Source organism: Gryllotalpicola kribbensis (genome assembly GCF_039538245.1).
GTDB lineage: Bacteria > Actinomycetota > Actinomycetes > Actinomycetales > Microbacteriaceae > Gryllotalpicola > Gryllotalpicola kribbensis.
This window is the reverse complement of record NZ_BAABBX010000014.1, coordinates 88,808-111,224: the sequence shown is the minus strand read 5'-3', so window position 1 is coordinate 111,224 and position 22,417 is coordinate 88,808. Positions and strand designations below refer to the sequence as shown.

The 22,417-nt window shown below is 70.0% G+C and carries 26 protein-coding genes and 1 tRNA gene; 13 read left to right on the top strand and 14 right to left on the bottom strand.

Going from position 1 to position 22,417, the window contains the following annotated elements:
• Positions 1–120 precede the first annotated feature (120 nt).
• On the top strand, positions 121–519 hold the full coding sequence (locus ABD716_RS08630; protein WP_344775868.1) for a PPOX class F420-dependent oxidoreductase: 399 nt from the start codon (positions 121–123) through the stop codon (positions 517–519).
• On the opposite strand, the gene ABD716_RS08625 is transcribed toward ABD716_RS08630, so the two are convergent.
• A complete protein-coding gene (locus ABD716_RS08625) occupies positions 504–1,433 on the bottom strand; it encodes an alpha/beta hydrolase fold domain-containing protein (protein ID WP_344775866.1) in 930 nt (309 codons plus the stop codon). The genes ABD716_RS08630 and ABD716_RS08625 overlap by 16 nt on opposite strands.
• Positions 1,434–1,467: 34 nt before the next feature.
• On the opposite strand from ABD716_RS08625, the gene ABD716_RS08620 reads away from it, so the two are divergent.
• Positions 1,468–1,890: an NUDIX hydrolase gene (locus ABD716_RS08620; RefSeq protein WP_344775864.1), complete on the top strand. Its 423-nt coding sequence runs from the start codon at positions 1,468–1,470 to the stop codon at positions 1,888–1,890.
• Here the strand turns inward: ABD716_RS08620 and ABD716_RS08615 are convergent.
• Positions 1,887–2,414, bottom strand: coding sequence for a DNA helicase (locus tag ABD716_RS08615; RefSeq protein WP_344775862.1), 528 nt, complete (start codon positions 2,412–2,414; stop codon positions 1,887–1,889). The two genes, ABD716_RS08620 and ABD716_RS08615, sit on opposite strands and share 4 nt — an antisense overlap.
• Before the next feature lie 132 nt (positions 2,415–2,546).
• On the opposite strand from ABD716_RS08615, the gene ABD716_RS08610 reads away from it, so the two are divergent.
• Together ABD716_RS08610 and ABD716_RS08605 are read left to right on the top strand one after the other, a co-directional pair.
• Entirely contained in the window at positions 2,547–3,086 is a 540-nt protein-coding gene (locus ABD716_RS08610; RefSeq protein WP_344775860.1) for a peptidylprolyl isomerase, read from the top strand.
• 30 nt (positions 3,087–3,116) lie between these two features.
• Positions 3,117–3,983 (top strand): rhomboid family intramembrane serine protease, encoded by an 867-nt coding sequence (locus ABD716_RS08605; protein WP_344775858.1) that lies wholly within the window; start codon positions 3,117–3,119, stop codon positions 3,981–3,983.
• Positions 3,984–4,112: 129 nt separating this feature from the next.
• On the opposite strand, the gene ABD716_RS08600 is transcribed toward ABD716_RS08605, so the two are convergent.
• Positions 4,113–4,355, bottom strand: a complete 243-nt coding sequence (locus ABD716_RS08600; protein WP_344775856.1) for a cell division protein CrgA — start codon at positions 4,353–4,355, stop codon at positions 4,113–4,115.
• A gap of 41 nt (positions 4,356–4,396) precedes the next feature.
• Here ABD716_RS08600 and ABD716_RS08595 point away from each other — a divergent pair, with 41 nt between their 5' ends.
• The 3 genes from ABD716_RS08595 to ABD716_RS08585 are packed head-to-tail and all read left to right on the top strand — an operon-like array spanning position 4,397 to position 5,999.
• Entirely contained in the window at positions 4,397–5,179 is a 783-nt protein-coding gene (locus tag ABD716_RS08595; protein WP_344775854.1) for a class E sortase, read from the top strand.
• Between the two features lie 2 nt (positions 5,180–5,181).
• On the top strand, positions 5,182–5,343 hold the full coding sequence (locus ABD716_RS08590; protein WP_344775852.1) for a hypothetical protein: 162 nt from the start codon (positions 5,182–5,184) through the stop codon (positions 5,341–5,343).
• Positions 5,340–5,999 (top strand): anthranilate synthase component II, encoded by a 660-nt coding sequence (locus tag ABD716_RS08585; RefSeq protein WP_344775850.1) that lies wholly within the window; start codon positions 5,340–5,342, stop codon positions 5,997–5,999. The genes ABD716_RS08590 and ABD716_RS08585 overlap by 4 nt, the downstream gene beginning before the upstream one ends.
• A gap of 42 nt (positions 6,000–6,041) precedes the next feature.
• On the opposite strand, the gene pknB is transcribed toward ABD716_RS08585, so the two are convergent.
• Genes pknB through ABD716_RS08550 form a run of 7 tightly spaced genes read right to left on the bottom strand, consistent with a single transcriptional unit; the run spans position 6,042 to position 15,041 of the window.
• The gene (gene pknB / locus ABD716_RS08580; RefSeq protein WP_344775848.1) at positions 6,042–7,763 is read right to left on the bottom strand and encodes a Stk1 family PASTA domain-containing Ser/Thr kinase; all 1,722 of its coding nucleotides are present in this window, start codon (positions 7,761–7,763) and stop codon (positions 6,042–6,044) included.
• Between the two features lie 44 nt (positions 7,764–7,807).
• Entirely contained in the window at positions 7,808–9,586 is a 1,779-nt protein-coding gene (locus ABD716_RS08575) for a protein kinase domain-containing protein (protein ID WP_344775846.1), read from the bottom strand.
• Positions 9,583–11,040, bottom strand: a complete 1,458-nt coding sequence (locus ABD716_RS08570) for a peptidoglycan D,D-transpeptidase FtsI family protein (RefSeq protein WP_344775844.1) — start codon at positions 11,038–11,040, stop codon at positions 9,583–9,585. Before ABD716_RS08570 ends, ABD716_RS08575 begins: the two co-directional genes overlap by 4 nt.
• Positions 11,041–12,462 carry an FtsW/RodA/SpoVE family cell cycle protein gene (locus ABD716_RS08565; protein WP_425553410.1) on the bottom strand — a complete coding sequence of 474 codons (1,422 nt, stop codon included), beginning with the start codon at positions 12,460–12,462 and terminating at the stop codon, positions 11,041–11,043.
• Positions 12,452–13,693, bottom strand: a complete 1,242-nt coding sequence (locus ABD716_RS08560) for a PP2C family protein-serine/threonine phosphatase (RefSeq protein WP_425553422.1) — start codon at positions 13,691–13,693, stop codon at positions 12,452–12,454. Before ABD716_RS08560 ends, ABD716_RS08565 begins: the two co-directional genes overlap by 11 nt.
• A 5-nt stretch (positions 13,694–13,698) precedes the next feature.
• A complete protein-coding gene (locus ABD716_RS08555; RefSeq protein WP_344775840.1) occupies positions 13,699–14,352 on the bottom strand; it encodes an FHA domain-containing protein FhaB/FipA in 654 nt (217 codons plus the stop codon).
• Entirely contained in the window at positions 14,349–15,041 is a 693-nt protein-coding gene (locus ABD716_RS08550; protein ID WP_344775838.1) for an FHA domain-containing protein, read from the bottom strand. Before ABD716_RS08550 ends, ABD716_RS08555 begins: the two co-directional genes overlap by 4 nt.
• Positions 15,042–15,218: 177 nt before the next feature.
• Here ABD716_RS08550 and ABD716_RS08545 point away from each other — a divergent pair.
• A tRNA-Leu gene (locus tag ABD716_RS08545) sits at positions 15,219–15,305 on the top strand.
• An 80-nt stretch (positions 15,306–15,385) separates the two neighbouring features.
• Here the strand turns inward: ABD716_RS08545 and ABD716_RS08540 are convergent.
• Positions 15,386–16,303, bottom strand: coding sequence for a cation diffusion facilitator family transporter (locus ABD716_RS08540; RefSeq protein ID WP_344775836.1), 918 nt, complete (start codon positions 16,301–16,303; stop codon positions 15,386–15,388).
• A gap of 70 nt (positions 16,304–16,373) precedes the next feature.
• Complete coding sequence (locus ABD716_RS08535) at positions 16,374–17,015, bottom strand: response regulator transcription factor (RefSeq protein WP_344775834.1); 642 nt, start codon at positions 17,013–17,015, stop codon at positions 16,374–16,376.
• Between the two features lie 94 nt (positions 17,016–17,109).
• Here ABD716_RS08535 and ABD716_RS08530 point away from each other — a divergent pair, with 94 nt between their 5' ends.
• The 3 genes from ABD716_RS08530 to ABD716_RS08520 all read left to right on the top strand — a co-directional run bounded on the left by ABD716_RS08530 (position 17,110) and on the right by ABD716_RS08520 (position 18,777).
• Positions 17,110–17,445 (top strand): DUF7882 family protein, encoded by a 336-nt coding sequence (locus ABD716_RS08530; RefSeq protein WP_344775832.1) that lies wholly within the window; start codon positions 17,110–17,112, stop codon positions 17,443–17,445.
• 57 nt (positions 17,446–17,502) lie between these two features.
• A complete protein-coding gene (locus ABD716_RS08525) occupies positions 17,503–18,087 on the top strand; it encodes a uracil-DNA glycosylase family protein (protein WP_344775830.1) in 585 nt (194 codons plus the stop codon).
• A gap of 78 nt (positions 18,088–18,165) precedes the next feature.
• Positions 18,166–18,777 carry an HdeD family acid-resistance protein gene (locus ABD716_RS08520; RefSeq protein WP_344775828.1) on the top strand — a complete coding sequence of 204 codons (612 nt, stop codon included), beginning with the start codon at positions 18,166–18,168 and terminating at the stop codon, positions 18,775–18,777.
• On the opposite strand, the gene ABD716_RS08515 is transcribed toward ABD716_RS08520, so the two are convergent.
• Positions 18,743–19,567 carry a GntR family transcriptional regulator gene (locus tag ABD716_RS08515; protein WP_344775826.1) on the bottom strand — a complete coding sequence of 275 codons (825 nt, stop codon included), beginning with the start codon at positions 19,565–19,567 and terminating at the stop codon, positions 18,743–18,745. The two genes, ABD716_RS08520 and ABD716_RS08515, sit on opposite strands and share 35 nt — an antisense overlap.
• Positions 19,568–19,647: 80 nt before the next feature.
• Between ABD716_RS08515 and ABD716_RS08510 the strand changes: the two genes are divergently transcribed.
• Positions 19,648–20,853 carry an MFS transporter gene (locus tag ABD716_RS08510; RefSeq protein ID WP_344775824.1) on the top strand — a complete coding sequence of 402 codons (1,206 nt, stop codon included), beginning with the start codon at positions 19,648–19,650 and terminating at the stop codon, positions 20,851–20,853.
• 127 nt (positions 20,854–20,980) lie between these two features.
• Here the strand turns inward: ABD716_RS08510 and ABD716_RS08505 are convergent, their stop codons facing one another.
• Positions 20,981–21,253 carry a hypothetical protein gene (locus tag ABD716_RS08505; RefSeq protein WP_344775822.1) on the bottom strand — a complete coding sequence of 91 codons (273 nt, stop codon included), beginning with the start codon at positions 21,251–21,253 and terminating at the stop codon, positions 20,981–20,983.
• Positions 21,254–21,374: 121 nt separating this feature from the next.
• On the opposite strand from ABD716_RS08505, the gene ABD716_RS08500 reads away from it, so the two are divergent.
• Entirely contained in the window at positions 21,375–22,409 is a 1,035-nt protein-coding gene (locus ABD716_RS08500) for a LacI family DNA-binding transcriptional regulator (RefSeq protein WP_344775820.1), read from the top strand.
• Positions 22,410–22,417 lie beyond the last annotated feature (8 nt).

The window sequence follows — 22,417 nt, the reverse complement described above, 5'->3', positions numbered from 1 at the left end:
CTCGGTGCTCGTACTCGCGAGCGCCGTCTTCGCGCTGGTCAGAGCCTGACTACGATCGAGGGAGGCGCTTCCGGGCGCGCGGGATGCCGTCGATGAGGCATCCCTTGATTGAATGAGGGCATGAGCGCAGCCGACGTCATTCCTGCCCACCTCATTCACCTGCTCGAGAATCCGAACTACGGATTCCTCGGCACGATCCGCCCCGACGACACCGTGCAGGTCAACCCGATGTGGTTCGACTTCGACGGCGAGACTCTGCGGTTCACCCACACCACGAAGCGGCAGAAGTTCCGCAACCTGCAGCACAACCCGGCGATGAGCTTCGCCGTGCTCAACCCCGAGAACCCGTTCAACTATCTCGAGGTGCGCGGCAAGCTGATCGAGGTCGTGCCCGACCCGACGGGCGAGTTCTACATCCACCTGGGGAAGCGCTACGGAAACGCCGGGCAGGAGGCCCCGCCGGACAGCGCCGATCGCGTCATCCTCGTCATGTCGATCGAGCGCTACACGACCCAGTAGGGCGCGAGGCGCCGCCGGAGCCACGCGCGGGCCGCGCGCGCTTCCGGCAGGCGGCTCGCGGCGAGGAACACGTGGAACCCGCCCGCGGCGGTGAAGGCCGCGATGTCGACGCCGTCGCGGCGGGCGGATGCGTGGAAGTCGCGGGCGTCGGCGAAGAGCAGATCGCGCGTGCCGAGCACGAGCGAGGTCGGCGGCAAGCCGCTGAAATCGCGGGCGAACGCGGGGCTGACGAGGGGCTCGGCGGGGTCGAGTCGGCCGGCCCAGACCCCGCCCGCGATGCGCAGCCCGGTCGCAGCGAGGCTCGGGTCGCGCCGCTCGAGCGCCGGCACCTCGCGGTGCTGCAGCGTGACGTCGAGCCACGGCGCGGCGAGCACGAGGTGCGCCGGTGCGGCCGGGTCCCCGCGCAGGCCGAGGGCGACGGACAGCGCGAGGCCGCCGCCGGCCGAGTCGCCTGCGAGGATCGGCGGGGCGCCGTCTCGTTCGCCGACCGCGCGCACCACCGCGGTGACGTCGGCAACGCCTCGGTGCGCCGTTCCGAGCGGCGCCAGCAGATAGTCAGGCGCGATGACGCGCACGCCCCACTCGCGCACGAGCGAGGCGACGAGCCACCAGTGCGCGGTCTCGAACTGGTGGACGTAGGCGCCGCCATGCACCCAGACCAGTGAGCGGGCGGATGTCGCACCGGCGCGCGGCTCGACGACAAGCGCGCGCAGTGCGCCGAGCTGCTCCCACCGCATTCGGAATTCGCGACGATAGCGCGCAGGGGGAACGGCGAACCGGGAGCCTGCGCTTGCCGCGAGGTTCAGCCGAGTGCGCTCTTCGTCGACCAGGATCGGCTTGTAGCGCAGTGCCGGCAGGGCGAGCGAGGTGAGGCGCATCAGGGCCGAGGGGCGGCTGGTCGAGGCATCCGTCATAGCCCGTACGGTAGCCGCCGTTAGGCTCGACAGCATGGCACTCAGGGTCGCTGCGTACTGCATCATCGTCGACGACGGGAAGGTGCTGCTCTCGCACTGGAACGAGGGCGGGAGCAACGGCTGGACCCTTCCAGGCGGCGGCCTCGACCCCTATGAGGACCCGAGGGATGCTGCCGTCCGCGAGGTCTTCGAAGAGACGGGCTACCGCGCAGAGCTCGGCGAGCTGCTCGGCATCGACTCGCACATCGTGCCGGCCGAGCAGCGGTTCAGCGGAGCCACCGAGCCGCTGCAGGCGTTGCGCATCGTCTATCGCGCTCGGGTAGTCGGGGGCGAGCTCACCAATGAGCTCGACGGGTCGACCGACGAGGCGGCATGGTTCGACCTCGACGAGGTGCGAGCGCTGAAGCGCGTCGGTCTCGTCGAGGTCGGACTGCGGTTCGCGGGGATCGAGCTCTAGGACTCGGTGGTCGCGTCGGGGTCATCGGCGACCCACAGCTCGTCGTCGGTGCGGAAGGTCTGCCAGACGGCGTAGGCGACGCCTGCGAGAGCCGCGACGCCGACGGCGATGCCGATGTAGGTGCCGATGCCGCTCTTCCTCTTCTTGGGCAGGGGCGCCTTGCCGGTCACCTTCGAGGTGGTGTCCTTCAGGCGGCTCACCGCCGCTTTGACGCGCTTGTCGTTCGCGACGTCGGCGACCGAGAGCACGGTGCCGAGCGCCGAGCCGAGCACGGGGACGATCGTGTGGTTGACCACGTCTTCCGCCTTGGCTGCGGCGGGCACGACGTAGTTGGTGTAGCCCTCGCGCACTCGCGGGTAGAGCTGCTCACGCGTCAGGTGCTGGGCCTGCTTGCCCGCCTCCTGCGCGACGGACGAGGCGTGCGCCAGCACGTCCTGCTGGTGCGCGAGCAACTGCTGCGCCTCCGCCTTGAGCTTGTCGAGTTCCTTGAGGCGCTTCTTCGAAAGCGAAAGAGACGTACTCACCGGGCTTACCTCCCACGGGGTTGGTTACGGGGTGCGCGAAGCTGCAACCCATCTTGCCACCTGCCTTGTATATGACCACCAGGGCATTGACCCAAACCGATCGATGACACACCCTGTGGAAGAATTGCTGGCATGTCGATTCACACCGCCGTGGCCACCATTCACACCAATTACGGCGACATCGTCGTCAACCTGTTCGGGAACCACGCGCCGAAGACCGTGAAGAACTTCGTCGGCCTTGCGACTGGTGAGCAGGAGTGGGCGAACCCGGCCACCGGCGAGCGCTCGAACGAGCCGCTCTACAAGGGCGTGGTGTTCCACCGCGTCATCCCCGGCTTCATGATCCAGGGCGGCGACCCGCTCGGCACCGGCACCGGCGGCCCCGGCTACCAGTTCGACGACGAGATCCACCCCGAGCTCGCCTTCACGAAGCCCTACCTGCTGGCGATGGCCAACGCCGGCAAGCAGATGGGCCGCGGCACCAACGGCTCGCAGTTCTTCATCACGACCGACCAGACCACCTGGCTCACGGGCAAGCACACCATCTTCGGCGAGGTCGCCGACGACGCCTCGCGCGCCGTGGTCGACAAGATCTCGGCGGTGCCGACCGACGGCCGCGACCGCCCGCTCGATGACGTCGTCATCGAGTCGATCGACATCGCGAACGTCTAGCACCGGCTCGATCACGAGGGGGAATCAGCAGTGAGCTACGACGGTTCCCCGGGCGCGGGCGTCTGCTACCGGCATCCGGATCGCCAGAGCTACGTGCTCTGCCAGCGCTGCGGGCGCACCATCTGCGGTGAGTGCCAGACGCCGGCGCCCGTCGGCGTCATCTGCCCCGAGTGCATGCGCGAGGCGCGGGCGAGCATGCCGCGCACGCGCCCTGAGGCGATCAGGCGCATCGGATTCCTCAGCCGCAGCGGCCAGCCGGTGATGACCTACGCCCTGATGGCGCTGTGCGTGCTGGTCTTCATCTTCCAGTCGATTCCGGGCATCGGCGCGCACGTCACCCAGGCGCTGCTCTATGCGGGCGGCTACTCGTACCCCGCGAGCGCGGGCGGCAGCTTCCAGCCGTGGCGGCTGCTGACGAGCGTCTTCGCCCACGGCGGCCTGCTGCACATCGCGCTGAACATGTACACGCTGTGGGTGTTCGGCCAGATCCTCGAGCCGATGATCGGCAGGTGGCGCTACCTCACGCTCTTCCTGATCAGCGGTGTCGCCGGCTCGGTGGGCATGCTGTACCTCGCGCCGAACCAGGGCGCCGTCGGCGCCTCCGGTGCGATCTTCGGCATGTTCGGCGCGCTCGTGGTGATTCAGCGGAAGCTAGGCGGTCCGATCCGGCAGCTGATCGTGCTGATCATCATCAACCTGGCGATCGGCATCGTGCCGATCTTCGGCTCCAACATCGCCTGGCAGGCACACGTCGGCGGCCTTGTCGGCGGTCTGCTCACGGGGCTCGTGCTGACCGAGACCCGGAAGCGCTCGCAGTTCCCGCTTCAGGTGATCCTGCTCATCGTGCTGGCCGCGCTGGTCGTGCTCGCGGGCATCAGCCCGGTCTTCCGCTACTAGCCGCGGCAGTTATTAAGACGCTCTCCACAGCTGTGGAGAAGCGTCGAGTTATCCACAGTCTTAATAACACTGGGGATAATTACAGCCCTGTAATTATCCCCAGTGTGATGTGTGTGTGGACGGATCGAGCTACTTCCACCTCGTCGTCATCAGGAACCCAACGAAGGCGATCGCGAAGCCGATCAGGATGTTCCACGAGTTCAGGCCCGGGATCGGCAGAGTCGCGCCGCTCAGGTAGAACACGATGATCCACAGCAGGCCGACGATCATGAATCCGATCATCAGCGGCTTGTACCAGACGGGGTTCCCCGCGTGTTCGCGTGCGGCAGCTCGCTCTTCGGGCGTGAGCTTGCTACGGGTCTTTGAGGCCATAGCCAGAGAGTTTACTGGGCCGCGCGGTTAGACTCACCCGCGTGAGCCGAGCCGATGCCGAGAATGCGGAGCCGCGGAATCGGCGGCATCGCGTCTCGCTGATCGGCGTGGCCGGCGAGCTTCTGCTCACGGCCGGGGTTCTGGTGCTGCTCTTCATCGGGTGGCAGAACGTGTTCAACAGCTGGGTGCTGAACGGGCAGCAGAACGGCGCGGCGGCCCAACTCGGCAGGCAGTGGCTCGACGAGTCGGCGTCACCGTCGGGGGGCGGCTCGAGCTCCGGCGGCGGCAGCGCCACCCAGACATCCGTCGGGCCTGCTGCGAACATCCCTGTGGAAAAGAGCGCGCCCGCCAACCAGCAGCCGATCGCCGTGATGTACGTGCCGCGCTTCGGAACGGACTGGAAGCGCACGGTGCGCGAGGGCACCGGCCTCGATGTGCTGAACAGCTCGACCGCAGGGGTCGGGCACTACGCGTCGACGGCCATGCCGGGCGCCGTCGGCAACTTCGCGGTGGCCGCGCACGACACCGGCTATGGCAGCACCTTCCTGCACATGCAGAACCTGCGGCTCGGCGACAAGATCTACGTGCAGACCAAGGACGGCTTCTACACCTACGCGTTCCGCAACTACCAGTACGTGCAGCCGAACGAGGTCGCGGTGCTCGACCCGGTTCCCCGCGAGCAGAGCGCCCAGGCATCCGATCGCATCCTCACCATGACGACCTGCAACCCGCCGTATCACACCGTCGAGCGGCTCATCTCGTACGCCGTGCTCGAGTCGTTCTCGAAGACGCCGCCCGCCGCAATCGCCTCGGTGGTGGGGTAGCGGTGTACGCGGCGCTGTGGCGGGTGCTTCCGGGCCCCTGGTGGGTGCGGCTGCTGATCGTGCTCGTGCTGCTCGCGGCCGTGCTGTTCGTGCTCTTCGAGTGGGTGTTCCCCTGGGTCGACGGCATCGTCGACCAGAACCAGCAGGGTACGGTGGGCACGTGACCCGGGTGCTCGTCATCGACAACTACGACAGCTTCGTCTACACGCTGAACGGCTACCTGCAGGAGCTCGGCGCCGAGACGGTCGTCGTGCGCAATGACGTGTTCGATGCGGCGGATGCCGCGTCCGAGCTGGCCGGCTTCGACGCCGTGCTCGTCTCGCCCGGCCCCGGCGCTCCGGCCGACGCGGGGGTGTCGATCGCGATGGTGCGCGCCGCACTCGCCACCGGCACGCCGCTGCTCGGGGTGTGCCTCGGACACCAGGCCATCGCCGAGGCGTTCGGTGCCGTCGTCACGAACGCCGAGGAGCTGATGCACGGCAAGACGTCCCTCGTCAGCCACGACGACGACCCGTTCTGGGCGGGGGTGCGGCAGCCGTTCACGGCCACGCGCTACCACTCGCTGGCGGTCGTCGACGGCACCGTTCCGCCCGAGCTCGTCGTGACGGCGCGCACCGAGGCGACCGAGCGCGCACAGGGCGGCGTCATCATGGGGCTGAAGCACGCGAGCGCGCCGATCTGGGGAGTCCAGTTCCACCCCGAATCCGTGCTCACCGAGGACGGCTACCGGATGCTCGGCAACTGGCTCGAGGCGGCCGGGCTCGAGGGCGCTCGCGAGCGCGCCGAGCGGCTCGACCCGCTGCTCAAAGCGTCGGCCTGAGTAGCGGCGCCGCGCGCCGACGCGAGCCGGGCCGACGAGTCGTCAGCCGTTTCCGAGGCAGTACGAGATCGTGATCTTCGCGCCCTGCGGCTGATCGCCGACGATCGACTGCTTCGACACGGGAGTGCCGGGCTGCACGGCGCAGCTCTGGTCGCCCTGGGGCGGCTGCACGTCGAGGCCGAGCCCGGTCAGGATCGTCTGCGCTTCCTGCACGGGCTTCGTCGTGACATCGGGCACCTGCACCAGGCCGTTCGACTCGATGAGATTGACGGTGTCGCCCTTGTGAGCGTCGGCATCGCCGGCGGGGTCGGTCGACAGCACGGTGCCGGCGGGGTTGTCCTGATCGTCCTGCTGATGGACGTAGCCCACGGTGAAGCCGGCGTCGGTCAGCTTCTGCTGGGCATCCTTGTCGCTCATGCCGACCACGTCGGGCACCTTGATCGTCGGCGCCCCGGTCGAGACCCAGACGGTGACCTGGGTGTTCCGGTTCGTCACGAACCCGGCGGAGGGGTCGGTGCGCGTGACGGCGCCCTTGGGCACGTCGGCGGAGGCCTCGTACTCGACGACGATCTTGAGGTGCGCCGCCGTGATGGCGTGCTGCGCCTGGGAGAGGCTGTCGTTCTCGACCGAGGGGACCTTCGTCGACGAGGCGCTGATCACGTCGCTCGGGTTGTGCTCGAACACCCAGATGAGCAGACCGGCGAGCACCGACATGACGAGGATGACCCCCGCGATGATCCACAGCGCCGGGGGCCGGCTCTGCGTGCGGGGCAGGGCCGTGTCGTCGGCGAGCTGGCGGATGGTCGCCTCGGCCTTCGAGACCTGTACGGGCGAGGGGCCGAAGAGCGCGTCCGAGCGCTCGGGGTGCTTCGGCGCGCGGGGCACCTTGCCCTGCGCCGCCGTTTCGAGGTCGGCGCGGAACTCCGCCGCGGTCTGGTAGCGCTCGAAGCGGTCCTTCTGGAGCGCCTTGCGCATCACCACGTCGAGTGCGGGCGAGACGCGGGGGTTGATGCTCGAGGGCTTCGCGGGGATCTCGCTGATGTGCTGGTACGCGACGGCGACGGGCGTCTCGCCCTGGAAGGGGGTGCGGCCCGTGAGCATCTCGAAGAGGACGACACCCGTCGAGTACAGATCGGTGCGGGCATCCACCTGCTCGCCCTTGGCCTGCTCAGGCGAGAAGTAGTTGGCCGTGCCGAGGATCGCCGTGGTCGCCGACAGCGAGGCCGACGTCTCGGTGATCGCGCGGGCGATGCCGAAGTCCATGACCTTGACCTGGCCCTGCCGCGTGATCATGACGTTGGCGGGCTTGATGTCGCGGTGGACGACGCCGGCGCGATGCGAGTACTCGAGGGCGGTGAGGATGCCTTCGGTGATGCGGATCGCGTGCACGGGATCGATCTGCCCGCGCGAGACCAGCTCGTCGAGGGGCGCGCCGTCGACGTACTCCATGATGATGAAGGGGGCCTGCACCTCGTTGCCGTTCGCGTCGCGCACCGTGTCTTCCCCGGCGTCGAAGACGCGCACGATGGTGGGGTGCGCCATGCGGGCGGCGGCCTGCGCCTCTTGCCGGAAGCGCGTGCGGAACGCGGGGTCGGTGGCGAGCTGAGGCTTGAGCAGCTTGATGGCCACCGTGCGGCCGAGGCGGCTGTCGACGCCCTTGTGCACGTCGGACATGCCGCCGCGCCCGAGGAGCTCGCCGACCTGGTAGCGGCCGGCGATCACTCGCCTGGTGTCGGGGCTCACGGCCAGTTCCTCGGTGCTCATTTGGCGATCAGGTTAGCAATCGGTCCTTGAGGCTCGGCTGAGCCTCATTCGTTCGGGTCAGCGGACGAGTCGTCGTCGCCGGAGGCGCCGTCGGTCGGCGTGCTCGTGGGCGACGACTGGTCGCGCGACGAGATCGGCACCGAGAGCGCCGGCGACTGCGTCGACCAGTTCGTGTCGGCGCACTGGATCGCGTAGGTCACCGTCACGCTGGAGCCGGCGTTGTCGTTGGTCGGCGTCCACTGCGCGGTCGGGGTCGAGCCGTCGACCTGTTGCACCTGCGTGCCGTTGACGTACAGCCTGCGGCCCGTGAGGGTCTGGCCGGAGGGGCACGAGTCGTTGCCGAAGGCGAAGGTGATCTGCGTCGCCGGCGGGATCGGCGTGTCGGTCGGGCTCTGCAGCGTCGGCGCGCCCGCCGGTGCGCTGGGAGCGACGAGGTCGCCCCAGACGTACAGCGTGATGGGCAGGTTGAACGGCACCTGCTGGGTCGGGTCGATGTCGTAGACGTGGCCGACCTGGTCGGGGTCGGTGGCGTGCTTGCTCGTGTCGGCGTGGACGTTGGCCCAGCCCTGGCTGTTGAGCCGCTGGGTCGCCTGGTCCTGCGTGAGGCCGATGTAGTCGTTGCGGTCGATGAGGCCGCTGTCAGTGGTCGGCGTCGAGGTCTCGGTCGGCGTCTCGGCCGGCGTCGTGTGCGTCGCCGCGGGCGAGGTGGTGTGCGGGGCCGCCGAGTTGCCGCCGCCGAGGAAGTTCACGAGCGACCACACCAGCGCGCCGACGAGCAGGGCGATGAGCACGATCAGCGGGATGGTCCAGGGGCTGCGCTTCTTCGTCTGGCGCGCGGCCTCCGCCCGATTCGCGGGCGTGGCCGATGTCGCGAGCGCGCCAGCGGCCGGATAGACGGTGGTGGCGGCCGTGGGCGCTCCCTCGCCCGAGGGCATCAGCTGAGTCGCCACGGTCAGCGGCGTCGTGCCGAGAACCGCCGGCACTGCGGCGGCCGCCGATGCGACATCCCCCCGGCGCAGCGACTGCGCAGCCCGCGCGAGGTGCGCGGCCGAGGCCGGGCGGTCGCTCGGGTTCTTGGCGATCGACGCCATGATGAGGTTGCGCACGGGCTCGGGGACCGTGGTCGGCAGCTCGGGCGGCGCCTCGTTGATCTGCGCCATCGCGATCGCGACCTGCGACTCGCCCGTGAACGGCCGGCGGCCGGCGACGCACTCGTAGGCGACGATGCCGAGCGAGTAGATGTCGGTGGCGGGGGATGCCGGGTGGCCGCTCGCCTGCTCTGGGGAGAGGTACTGCACGGTGCCCATGACCTGGCCCGTGGCCGTCAGGGGGACCTGGTCGGCGACGCGAGCGATGCCGAAGTCGGTGATCTTGACGCGGCCCTCTGGGGTGATCAGCAGGTTGCCCGGCTTGATGTCGCGGTGCACGAGCCCGGCCGCGTGGGCGGCCTGCAGGGCGGAGGCGGTCTGGGCGACGATGTCGAGCGTCTTGTCGGCGGAGAGCTGCCCCTCGCGCTCGAGGATCGACGAGAGCGCCTCGCCGGGGACAAGCTCCATCACGAGGAAGGCGCTGCCGTCCTCCTCGCCGTAGTCGAAGACATTGGCGATGCCCTCGTGGTTCACCAGGGCGGCGTGCCGTGCCTCGGTGCGGAAGCGCTCGAGGAAGGCCGGGTCGCCCAGGTACTCGTCCTTCAGGATCTTGATCGCGACGGTGCGGCCGATGACCTGGTCGGTCGCCTGCCAGACCTCGCCCATGCCGCCGATCGCGATTCGCGACTGCAGCTGGTATCGCCCACCGAAGGTGAGCCCCGCGGAAGGTCTCATTTGTTCAGCACCGCCTCAAGTACCTGTCGCGCGATCGGAGCCGCGACGGAATTGCCACTGCCGCTCTGCCCCAGTCCTCCGCCGTCTTCCACGACAACCGAGACAGCGAACTTCGGATCGTCAGCCGGGGCGAACCCTGTGAACCAGAGCGTGTACGGCTTGTCATCGCCGTTCTGAGCGGTTCCGGTCTTCCCCGCCACACTGACCCCACTAATCTTCGCATTGGTTCCGGTGCCCTGATCGACGCCCTTGACCATCATCCCGGTAACGGTCTTCGCGGTGTCGGCGCTCATAGCCCGGCCGAACTGCTGCGGGTCGAACTCCTGCTGGCGATCGAGGTCGGGGGTGATGACCGACTGAACGAGGTTCGGCTCCATGACGACCCCGTCGTTGGCGATCGCCGCGGAATCCATGCAGATCTGCAGCGCCGTCGCGGTGTCGCTCTGCTGGCCGAAGGCGCTCTGCATCAGCTCGGCCTGGTCGTCATAGCCCGGGTACTTGCTCACAGAGACGCGCATGGGGATCGAGAACTGGTGGTTGAAGCCGAAGGCCTCAGCCTGGCTCTTGATGGTGCTGCTGCCGAGCTTCGCGCCCAGCTCGGCGAACGGGATGTTGCAGCTCCAGACCTGCGCGTTCTGGATCGAGACATTGCCCCCGGTGTCGCCCTGGCACTTGGCGCCCGTGTCGTTGTGGATGACGGTCGAGCTGCCCGGCAGCTGCAGGGCCGAGGGGTTCGGCAGCTGCGAGCTCGGGGTGAAGCGGCCCGTCTCGAAGGCGGCGGTGCTCACGACCGGCTTGAACGTGGAGCCGGGCGGATTGAGGTCGGTGATCGCCTTGTTGACGAGAGGCTCGCCATCGGCATCCTGCAACGCGTCGTAGGTCTGCGTGTAGGCGGCGCTGTCGTGCGTCGCGAGCTTGTTCGGGTCGAAGTCGGGCTTCGAGACCATCGCGAGGATCTTGCCGGTTCCGACCTCTTCGACGACCACGGCGCCGCGCTTGTCGCCGAGCGCCTCATAGGCCGCCTTCTGCGCGACGGGGTCGATCGTGAGCTCGACCGAGTTCCCCTGCGGGTGCTTGCCCGTGATGATGTTCTTCACCCGCTGGAAGAAGTCGGCGTTCGAGGTGCCCGAGAGCTGCTGGTTCATGGCGCCCTCGATGCCCGTCGCCGAGCCGTTGACGGCGAGGTAGCCGGTGACGGCCGAGTACAGCGGCCCGTCGCTGTACTGCCGCTGCCACTGGTAGCGGTCGTCGCTGCGCACGGACTGGGCGATCGGCTTGCCGCCCACGATGATCGCTCCGCGCTGCACGTTGTAGCTGTCGTTCACGGCGCGCGTGTTGCGGCTGTCGGCGTTCAGCTGGTCGGCGTAGCCCACCTGGATCGTGCTGGATGCCACGAACAGGGCGAGGAACATCAGGAGCACGACGAGGCTCAGTCGCTTCAGTTCACGATTCACTTACGACACCGCCCTCGGTTGATTGCGGACGGTGTCCGACAGGCGCAGCAGCAGCGCGACGATGATCCAGTTGGCGACGAGCGACGATCCGCCGGCAGCGAGGAACGGAGCGGTCAGGCCCGTGACCGGGATGACCCGGGTGATGCCGCCGATCACCACGAAGGTCTGCAGGGCCACGACGAAGCCGAGGCCGATGGCGAGCAGCTTGCCGAAGTCGTCCTCGCTGGCGAAGCCGATGCGGAACGCGCGGGCGACGAACAGCATGTAGAGGCACAGCAGCGCGAAGACGCCGATGAGGCCGAGCTCTTCGCCGAGGCTCGCGAAGATGTAGTCGCTGTCGGCGACGGGCGTCACGTAGGGCTGCCCCTGGCCGAGACCGGAGCCGATGAGGCCGCCGTGGGCGAGCCCGAACAGGCCCTGCACGAGCTGATAGCTGCCGCCAGTGGAGCCGAACTGCGCGTTCGCGAACGGGTGCAGCCAGTTCTCGAAGCGGCCGTGCACATAGCCGAGCTTGGGGATCACGCTCGAGAGCCCGTTGACCGCCCACGCGCCGCCGACCAGGGCGACGACGCCGAGCAGAGCCCAGCTCGTGCGCCCCGTCGCGACATAGATCATCGCCACGAACAGCCCGAAGTAGAGCAGACCGGTGCCGAGGTCTCGCTCGAACAGGATGACGAGCAGCGTGAGCACCCACAGCACCGCGATCGGCCCGAGGTCGCGCACGCGCGGGAACGTGACACCGAGGATGCGCGTGCCGACGGCGGCGAGCGAGTCACGGCGCTGCACGAGGTAGCCGGCGAAGAAGATCGCGAGGGTGATCTTCGCGATCTCACCCGGCTGGAAGTTGAGGGGACCGATCTGGATCCACACCTTCGCGCTCTCGTTCGCCGTGCCGATCACCGGCAGCAGTGGAATGAACACGAGCACGATCGAGATGAGCCCGCTGAGGTACGTGTACCGCTGCAGCGAGCGGTGGTTGCGCACGAAGACGAGCACGAGGATCGCGCAGACGATCGCGAACGCGGCCCACACGATCTGGCGAACGGATGCCGCGGCCCAGCCGCTCGTGCCCTCGTGGATGTCGAGGCGGTAGATCATCGCGATGCCGAGGCCGTTCAGCAGCGTCGCGATGGGCAGGATGAACGGGTCGGCACCGGGCGCTGTCAGGCGCAGCGCGATGTGCACGCCGAAGACCAGGATGCCGAGCGCGACGCCGAAGAACGCGAGGGAGCCGTCGATGCGGCCGTTCGCGCCCAGCTGCACGAGCACCTCGGCGGCGACGACGATGCCGAACGCGAAGATGAGGAGCCACAGCTCGAGATTGCGCAGCCGGCGCGGCATCCGGATGCGCGGCACGACGCTCGTCATCGCCGTGACGATGCCGGTTCTCGCTTCGCTGCGCGCGTTCGACTCAGCCGCCATGGCTCAACTGCTCCACGATGCGCTGCGCCTGCTCGAGGCTGCTCGGGTTGGTGGTCTGGCGCAGCTGCTGCTGCTCGAAATCGGTGAGCTCGTCGGCGGCCAGCTGCGTCTCGCGGTAGACGTGCGAGAGGTGCCAGGGGCCGACGGACTGCTGCACGCCGCGGAAGATCGCGACGTTGCCGTCGGGGGCGATGCCGACGTAGAAGTGCGTCTGGGTCCAGCGGTAGCCGAGCACGCCGATGAGGGCGAGCACGGCCGCGGCGATGAGCGCGAAGCTGATCCAGAACGCGCGGCGGCGGCGGTGGCGCCGCTCGTCCTCTTCGATGAGCTCGCCGAGATAGTCCTCGGTCTGCGGCTCGAAGTGGGTGGGCACCTGCACCGGGCGCGTCGGGTGCAGCAGCAGGGCGGGCAGCGGCAGGCGGGCGGCGCGCGGCCGTGTGGACTCGGCCACGTGGGAGATCGGTGCGGCCGCCGAGCCGACCGTGACCGGCTCGTGCGGCTGATCGCCGCGGTCGATGTCGACCACGATGACGGTGACGTTGTCGGGAGCGCCGGCGTCGAGGCTCGCCTTGAGCAGACGGTCGGCCACGGTCTTGGGCGACGCCGGGCTCGCGAGCATGCGCGCCATCAGCTCGGGCTTGACCACCCCCGAGAGGCCGTCGCTGCACAGCATCCACCGATCGCCCGGCTTCGTCTCGAGAATCCAGGAATCCACGTCGGGGTTCGCGTCGACGTCGCCGAGCACGCGCATGAGCACGCTGCGGCGCGGGTGCACCGCGGCCTCTTCGACCGTGATGCGGCCGGTGTCGACCAGCCGCTGCACGAAGGTGTGGTCGGTCGAGATCTGCGTGAGCTCGCCGTCGCGCCACAGGTAGATGCGGCTGTCGCCGATGTGCGCGAGCGCGACGTAGTCGCCGACGCGGATGAACGCGCTGACGGTCGTGCCCATGCCGGTCAGCTCGGGGTGGTCGTAGACGGTGTCGGCCAGCGCCGCGTTCGCCTCGAGCAGTGCCGCCTTCAGCGCCTCGCGGGCGACCTCGGGGTCGTCGTACTCGCGGTCGACCTTCTTGATGTGGTTCGTCGCGATCGCGCTGGCGACATCGCCGCCGGCGTGGCCGCCCATGCCGTCGGCCACCAGGAAGAGGTCGTGGCCCGCATAGCCGGAGTCCTGGTTGTTGCTGCGCACCCGGCCGACATTGCTGACCGCGGCGCCGCGGGTGTTGGACGCCACCAGCGTCACCGCCGCAACTCGAAGGTCGTCATGCCGACCTTGATCGGCGTGTCGAGGGGAACCTGGGTCGGCGCGGTCACGCGCTCGCCGTCGAGGAAGGTGCCGTTGGTCGAGTCGAGGTCCTGCAGCATCCACTCGTTGTTCCACAGCATGAGCCGCGCGTGGTGCGTGCTCGTGTAGTCGTCGCGGATCACGAGGCCTGACTCGCTCGAGCGGCCGATCGTCAGCGGCTCGGCGGTCAGTTCGTACTCGACGCCGGCGCGCGGGCCGCCCGTGATGACGAGCTTCGACGCGTTGAACACCGTCGCGTGGGTGCGCTTGCCGTTCGCCTGCGGCACGACGGGCACCGAGCCGGTGCGGTCGATCGCCAGGCCGGCCAGCGGGCTGTCGGCGCCCGAGCCGAGCTCTTCGGGCTCGGGTGGCGGCTGCGGCGGGAACGCGGCTGCCGGCGAGGGCGACGGCGGGGTGGCGGGCGCGGCCGCCGGTGGAGCAGAGGGGGCATGGGATGCCTGCGCCGGGGCACCGCTGTCGGGCAGCCGCTTCGCGCGCGTGCCGAACAGGTCGCTGCGCAGCGTGTAGACGATGACGAAGACGAACACCCACAGCACGATCAGGAATGCGATGCGCAGCAGGAGCAGGGTGAGGGAGCTCGGGTTCACCAGCGACCCCCCGCCCGGTGCGCCTCTGCGCGCGGCACCACGTTGAAGACGATGCGCGTGCGACCGGCGGTGATGACGTCGCCCGGCTCGAGGACCGAGCGGGAGAGGGGCTGGCCGTTCAGCTTGCTGCCGTTGGTCGAGCCGAGGTCGCGCGCCTCGCCGCGGCGGCCGTCCCACGCGATCTCGAGGTGTCGCCGGCTGATGCCGGTGTCGTCGACCGTGATGTCGGCCTCGCTGCCGCGGCCGATCACGGTGCGCGCGTGGTGGAGTTGGTGCCGGACGCCGTTCACGTCGACGATGGGCGTCCACGCGACATCCTGCTTGACGTTGCCCGACTCGATCTCGAGAACGCCGGTCGTGAGCTGGTCGTCGCTCGCGAGCTCGATCGAGACGGCGCCCGCGAACTGGTAGCGCTGGGCGTTCGCATGCTTGGTCACGAAGCTCGTGAGCTCGTCGGTGAGGGTGTCGCCCATGCCGCTCATGCGCTTGTAGTCGGCGGGCGCCAGGTGCAGCCGGAACGAGTTCGGGGCGAGGATGCGGTCACGGGCCACGACGGCCGCCTTCGTGTCCATCTCGCGGCGCAGCGCGCTCGTGAGCTCGACGGGCTGCAGGCCGGAGCGGAAGGTGCGTGCGAAGGCGCCGTTGACGGCGCGCTCCAGCCCCTTCTCGATGCTTTCCAGGAAGCCCACGATTCACTCCGGTCGCACAGTTGCCTGTCTTGCGCGCCGGGGCGGGCCCGGCGTCTGTCTTCGTTGCATGCTAGCGGGCGGTCTCGGACCTTCGGCTCTGAAGGGCTGCCCGAATAGGAACTCCCAGGGGCTGCGTGTTATCGTCGTGAGGTTGGCGTTCGCAGGAACGACAGCACTGCGCGAGTGGCGGAATAGGCAGACGCGCACGGTTCAGGTCCGTGTGCCCGTGAGGGCGTGGGGGTTCAACTCCCCCCTCGCGCACCAAGACGACAGGCCCCGAGAGATCGGGGCCTGCTCTCGTTCCGGCCCGTTCTCGCTTTCTCGTTTCGGAGCGCTGCGGCAGGTCAGGCGTGCGGCGTGTGCTCGTGCGTCTGATGCGCGGCCGGCTCGAGCTGGAAGGTCGAGTGCTCGACGCTGATCGGGAAGTGGTCGGCGACGCAGGCCTGCAGCTGGTCGAGGATGCCGGGGGCGTGGCCGTCGCGGAAGCAGTCGGCGTCGACCGTGATGTGCGCGGTCAGCACCGGCAGGCCGGTCGCGATCTGAGTCACGTGCAGATCGTGCACCTCGCTGACGTGATCGATGCCGAGCAGGTGGGTGCGCACCTGGTCGAGGTCGAGGCCGGCGGGGGCCGATTCGAGCAGCACGTCGACCGTCTCGCGCAGCAGGCGGAAGGCCCGGGGCAGGATGAGCACTCCGATGAGGATCGCCGCGACGGCATCCGCCCCCTGCCAGCCCGTGGTCAGGATCACGATGGCGGCGAGGATGACGCCGACGGACCCGAGCGCGTCGTTCACGACCTCGAGGAACGCGGCCCGCAGGTTGAAGTTCGCCGCGCGGCCGCCGCTCAACACGGCGATCGACACCAGGTTGCCGACGAGGCCGATGACGCCGAAGATCAGCAGACCCTCGCTCTGCAGCTGGGGCGGCGTGATGAGGCGCTGGATCGCCTCGACGAGCACGAAGAGCCCGACGGCGAGCAGCACGGCGGCCTGCGCGGTCGCGGCGAGCACCTCGGCACGCGCGTAGCCCCACGTGCGGCGGCTTGTCGCGGGCCGGCCGGCGAGCCGCGCCGCGAAGAGCGCCATGGCGAGGCCGCCCGCGTCGGTCAGCACGTGGCCGGCGTCGACGATCAGCGCCAGCGAGCCCGTCAGGGCGGCCCCCACCGCCTCGGCCAGCAGGATCGCGCAGGTGATCGCGAGCGCGACCGTGAGCCGCACGCGGTTCGTCGCGCCGGCGGCCCCGTGGTCGTGATCGTGCACCATGCCGACCATTCTCTCGGCTTGTGCGGCCCGCGGCATCCGCCCTCGTCGTTCGCGCAGCAGCGCGCGGTCGTCAGTCGCGGCGCCTGCGGATGTGGTCGGGGCGGAAGCCGTGCTCGATGCCCCACAGGATTGCCTGCGAGCGGTTCGTGGCGCCGATGCGGCGGTAGCAGGTGCGGATATAGGACTTCACCGAGTTGATCGACAGGCGCGTGCGCTCGGCGATCTGCGCGTTGTTCAGGCCCTGCGTGATGAGCGCCAGCATCTCGGATTCGCGCTGCGTGAGCCCCTCGTTGCGCCCGGGCCAGTCGCCGACGACCGCCGTGAGCGCGCCGGCGGGGACGGGGTGCACGCGGCCGTCGCCCTTGTGAATGGCGAGCAGGGCGGCCACGAGGTCGCGGGCCGGGAGCCCCTTGGAGATGTAGCCGGCTGCACCGTTCGCGAGCGCCTGCTCGACCAGCTGCTCGTCAAGGTCCCACGAGTAGACGACGGCCTTGCCGACGCGCGGGTCGCGCGCGAGATTCCTCGCGTCCTCGCGATCGCCGGCCGTCGCCGCGAAGGTGTCGTACAGGGCGATGTCGGCCTGCCGCCGCGGCTCGGTACCCGCGTCGAGCTCGACGACCTCGAAGGTGTCGCGGTAGGCGTCGAGCATCGCGGCCAGGCCGCGAACCACGACGTCGTAGTCGTTGACCAGCGTGATGCGAATGAGTGGCACGCCTTCCAGCGTAGGGGTGGGTCGATACACCCCTAGGGGTGAGGCGGGAACCCGCCCCTTGCCCGTAGCGTCGGTGGGGACAAGAGAGAAGGCAATGGGAACACTGACGTACGCCGGTGTCGACTACCGGATCGAGGATCGCCTGCTGGCGCACCTGAAGATCGCGATCACCGCGAAACTGCGGGTCGGCGAGACCTTCCTGCTCAACTGGCAGATCCCCGCCGAGGAGGGCTCAGGGCGGATCAGCCTCTGGATCGCTCCCGGAATCCCGATGGCCTTCCGCTTCAACGGCTCGAAGGTGCCAGACCTGAATCGGCATTGGCTCGACGCGCTCTCGCGGTCGGCTCACGGCATCCGCGGGATGGTCGCGATGGACGAGGCGCAGGCCGCCGAGTACCTCAAGCGGGCGGGCGCGCCGGCGGCGCCGTAGGCGCGGGCCTGCCCGCGCCCGTGCGGCGTGCGGCGCGCGCCGCGTCAGGATGGAGTCATGACGCTCGACGAAGTGCGCGCGGCGATCATGGCGGACCCTGAGAACGCGGCGATGACGGATTCCGGCTGGGAGCCGCTCTTCACCGCGGGGCCGCGCGCCCGCGTGGTCGTCGTGGGGCAGGCGCCCGGCCGCAGGGCGCAGGAGCGCGGGGTGCCGTGGCGCGACGCGAGCGGCGCCAAGCTCTGCGACTGGCTCGGCGTGAGCGACGGGTTGTTCCACGACCCCGAAGCCTTCGCGATCGTGCCGATGGACTTCTACTACCCCGGCAAGGCCGCGAGCGGGTCGGGCGATCTGCCGCCCCGCGCGGGGTTCGCCGCGAAGTGGCATCCCCTGATTCTCGGCGAGCTACCCGACGTGCGGCTCACGATCCTGATCGGCGCGTACGCGCAGCGGTTCTATCTCGGCGCGCGCCGCGGCGCGACGCTCACCGACACCGTGCGCGCGTGGCGCAGCTACCTGCCCGAGTACTTCCCGCTGGTGCATCCCTCGCCGCTCAACTTCCGGTGGCAGGCGCGCAACCCGTGGTTCGTCGACGAGCTCGTGCCCGAGCTGCGCGCGTCCGTCGCGGCGGCTCTGGCATGACGCGCGGCCGCGCGGACCACGTGGTGCGGCCGTGATTCCCCCTGGTCGCCGCGGCGGCGGGCGGATAGCTTTGCGCTCATGAGCATCCCGTCTTCGCCAGACGAATTCCGCGACGCGCTGCGGCTCGAGGCCGCCGGCCTCGCGAAGAGAGCCATCAACGGGGTGCGCCTCACCTTCGGGATCGCCGGTGCGGTCGCCGTGATCGTGGGCGCGCTGCTGCTGATCTGGCCCAACCACACCATTCCCGTGCTGGCGTTCCTGTTCGGCATCTATCTCGTGATCACGGGTGGTGTGCGGCTCGTGCTCGGCATCTTCGGCCGCAGTCTGGGCACGGGTCACCGCGTGCTCAACGTGCTGCTCGGCACGCTGCTCGTCGTCGGTGGGGTCATCGCGCTGCGCGATGTCGCGGTCGCCTCGGCGACGCTGTTGCTCATCGTCGCGATCGTGGTCGGGGTCGCGTGGATCGTCGAAGGCATCATGGCGATCACCGAGTCCGGGGCGTCGCGGAAGCAGGGCTGGTCGGTCGCCTACGGCATCATCAGCATCCTCGGCGGGGTGGCCGTGCTGGCTGTTCCCGGGTGGTCCGGATTCTGGCTGCTGATGGTCGCCGCCGTCATCCTGATCATCCTGGGGCTGCTCGGTCTGATGCGCGCGTTCACCTTCGGGCGCGACGCGCTGAAGGCCCTGTAGCGACCTCTTCAGGCACCGACTCGACGATCGCGATCCCGCTGCCGCGCAGCCGGCGGCGCTCGTCGGCGAGGAACCCGAGCAGCCGGTCGCGGGTGCCATGGCTGTGCGCCGTGACGAGTGCGACCGCCCGGTCGGCGTCGCGGGCGGCGACGGATGCCACGATCTCGAGGTGCTCCGCCCGGGCGCGGTCGCGCGACGCCGCGGTGCTTGCGGAGAGCCAGCGCACGCGCAGCAGCCGAGTGAGCACCTGGCTCATTCCATCGGTGAGGAACGGGTTACCCGACAGGCCCGCGAGCGCCACGTGGAAGTCCGTGCCGTCTTGCAGAGACGTCTCTCGCCCCGAGGCGGCGCCGCTTGCGGCATCCGCCCCCTCGTCGGCGTCGCGGGCCGCCTCGGGGGGTGCATCGCGGTGCGCGTCGGCGATCAGGCGCAGCGCCTCGAGCTCGTCTCGGCTCGCGCGCTCGACGGCGAGGCGCACGGCCGCGGTCTCGAGCGCCTCGCGGTACTCCATCACGGCGCGCACCTCGGCGAGGTCGATGGGTGCGACCTGCCAGCCGCGGCCCGCGCGCTGCACGAGCCCGTCTGCGGCGAGGCGCATGAGCGCCGCGCGCACCGGGGTGCGCGAGCCCCCCGCGACGGCCTCGAGACCGCGCTCGCTGAGGCGCTCGCCGGGAGCCAGCTCGAACGAGAGGATCGCGGCGCGCAGCGCCGCGTAGGCGCCGCCGTCGCGCGTGGACCGGCGGCTGCCGTCGGCGCCGCTGCTGTCGATGCTGTCGATGCTGTCGTCCATTTCGCGCTTCCCCGTCGGCCATGCGAGCATTGGTATACCGAAATGGTATCCCGAATCTGACCTGAGCGGAGAGGCGCGGCATGGGCGACAGCGAGCGTGTACCGGCGGCAGCGTGGCGGATGCTGGCGCTCGGCGTGCTTGCGCAGGCGGCCGGCACCCTGCTGGTCTCGACCCCGGCCTACCTCATCCCGCTGCTGCATCTGCAGCGCGGGGTCCCTCTCGCGCAGGCCGGGCTGCTCGCGTCGGCGCCGACGTTCGGCATGGTGCTGACCCTCGTCGCGTGGGGCGCGCTCGCCGATCGCTACGGGGAGCGCTGGGTGATCGCCGGCGGCCTGCTGCTGACGGCGCTCTTCGCGCTCGCCGCGGCGTTCGCGGGCGGCGGCGGTGCGGGCGGCGCCGTGGCCCTCGGGGCCCTGCTGCTGCTCGGCGGGGCGGCGTCGGCGAGCACGAACGCGGCGAGCGGGCGGGTGGTCGTCGGCTGGTTCCCACGGTCGCGGCGCGGTCTCGCCATGGGCATCCGCCAGATGTCGCAGCCGCTCGGCGTAGCAGCCGCCGCCATTGCCGTGCCGCCGCTCGCCGACCGCTTCGGGCCGACGGGGCCCTTGCTGCTCGCCGGCGTCGTGCTGGCGGTGCTCGCCGTGCTGTGCGCGCTCGGCATCGTGAACCCGCCGCGGCCGGCCGCCCGGCCGGCGTCGGCCGACGCGCCCGCGAACCCATATCGCGCGAGCGGGTTCCTGTGGCGCATCCACCTCGTCTCTGTGCTGCTCGTCGTGCCGCAGTTCACCCTGTCGATCTTCGGGCTGGTGTGGCTCATCACGCAGCTGCACTGGAGCGCGACCGCCGCCGGCGTCGTCATCGGCCTCTCGCAGTTCGTCGGAGCCATCGGCCGCATCGTGATCGGCTCGTGGTCGGACAGGGTGGGCTCGCGCACCCGCGTGCTGCGCTGGGTGGCGATCTCGGGGGTCGTGGTGATGGCGGCCCTGGCGGCGACGGGCACCGTGGAGTGGTCGGCCGCGGCTGCGGTCGTGCTGATCGTGGCGACGACCGTGAGCGTCGCCGACAACGGACTCTCGTTCACCTCGGTCGCCGAGGCGGCCGGCCCCGCGTGGTCGGGCCGCGCCCTCGGGCTGCAGAACACGGGGCAGTTCCTCGCCGCGTCGGCCGTCGGGCCCGGCATCGGGGCGCTCATCACCGCCGTGGGCTATCCGCTCGCGTTCGCGCTGGTCGCGGTCGCGCCCCTGCTGTCGATCCCGCTGGTGCCGCGGCGCGACCGGCACTGGGGCTGAGCGCGGCGGCAGATTCCGGTCGCGCTGCTCGGATCCTCTCGACGCTGCCCGGATCCGAGCAGCGTGAAGCGGATCCGAGCAGCGCAAGGGAGGCGCGGCGGGCGCGGCGGCGGGGCGAGCGGATGCCTCAGGAGTCGCGGCTCATGAGGCCGGCCGGCCACAGCATCCGCTCGGCGTAGCTGTGGTCGCGCTCGAGCATGCAATCGCAGGCCGCGAACAGCACCTCGCCGGTGCGCGCGTGGCGGAAGGTCTCGGCGTGCCACGGGGCGGTCAGGTGCAGCGCCCTGCGGTCGTTCTCGGCGACGGCGCGAGATGCGGTGTCGGCATCGGGCCGGTTCGCAGGAGCCGTCGACGCCGGCATCAGGGGGAGTGCCTCGAGCGGCACGCTCAGAATGCTCATGCCCTTTACGACCCCGGCTCGGGCGAATCGTGACGCGGCGCCATCGAACCGCGCGGCCTGACGGATCTGTGGGCAGTCCGCTCGGCTTGCACATGCTCGCAAGAACTTGCACAGTTCTTGCATGTCGAAGAGGCTCGCGGAGGTCGCGAAGAAGGTCGGTGTCTCCGAGGCCACGGTCAGCCGTGTGCTGAACGGGAAGCCCGGAGTGAGCGAGGCCACCAGGCAGCAGGTGCTCACAGCGCTCGATGTGCTCGGCTATGAGCGGCCGACGAAGCTGCGGGGTCAGCGCGCCCGCCTCGTCGGGCTGGTGCTGCCCGAGCTGCAGAACCCGATCTTCCCGGCCTTCGCCGACATCATGGGCGGCGCGCTCGCCCAGAACGGCTACACCCCGGTCCTGTGCACCCAGACAGCGGGCGGCGTGAGCGAGGCGGACTACGTCGACCTGCTGCTGCAGCAGCAGGTCTCTGGCGTCGTGTTCGCGGGTGGCCTCTATACCCAGGCCGCCGCCAGTCATGCGCACTACGACAAGCTGCGCGAAGTGGCACTGCCGACGGTGCTCGTGTCTGCGCCGGTCGACGGGCTCGGCTTCCCGACCGTCTCGTGCGACGACTGGGCGGCGACCGATATGGCGGTCAACCACCTCGTCCAGCTCGGCCACACGCGCATCGGCTTCGCGTTCGGGCCGAGCGACCACATGCCGTCGCGGCGCAAGGCGGAGGCCGCGCGGCGGGCGATGGCGGATGCCGGGCTCGAGTTGGCCGACGACTTCATGATCCGGTCGCTGTACTCGGTGGAGGCAGGGCAGGCGGCCGGCGCGCGGCTCATCCGCTCCGGAGCGACCGCCGTCGTGTGCGCGAGCGACCCGATCGCGCTCGGCGTGATTCGGGCGGCGCGCAAGGCCGGGATGTCGGTTCCGCGCGACCTGTCGGTCATCGGCTACGACGACTCGGCGCTCATGGGCAGCGTCGAGCCGCCGCTCACGACCGTGCGCCAGCCGATCGACCTGATGGGGCGCATGGCGCTCGAGCTGCTGCTCGGCCAGATGAAGGGCGTCGAGAGCGACGTCGACGAGTTCCTGTTCGAGCCGGAGCTCGTGGTGCGGTCGTCGACGGGACCCGCGCCGAAGGCGGCGCGGAAGGCATCCGCCGTGCGGTAAGCGGCGCA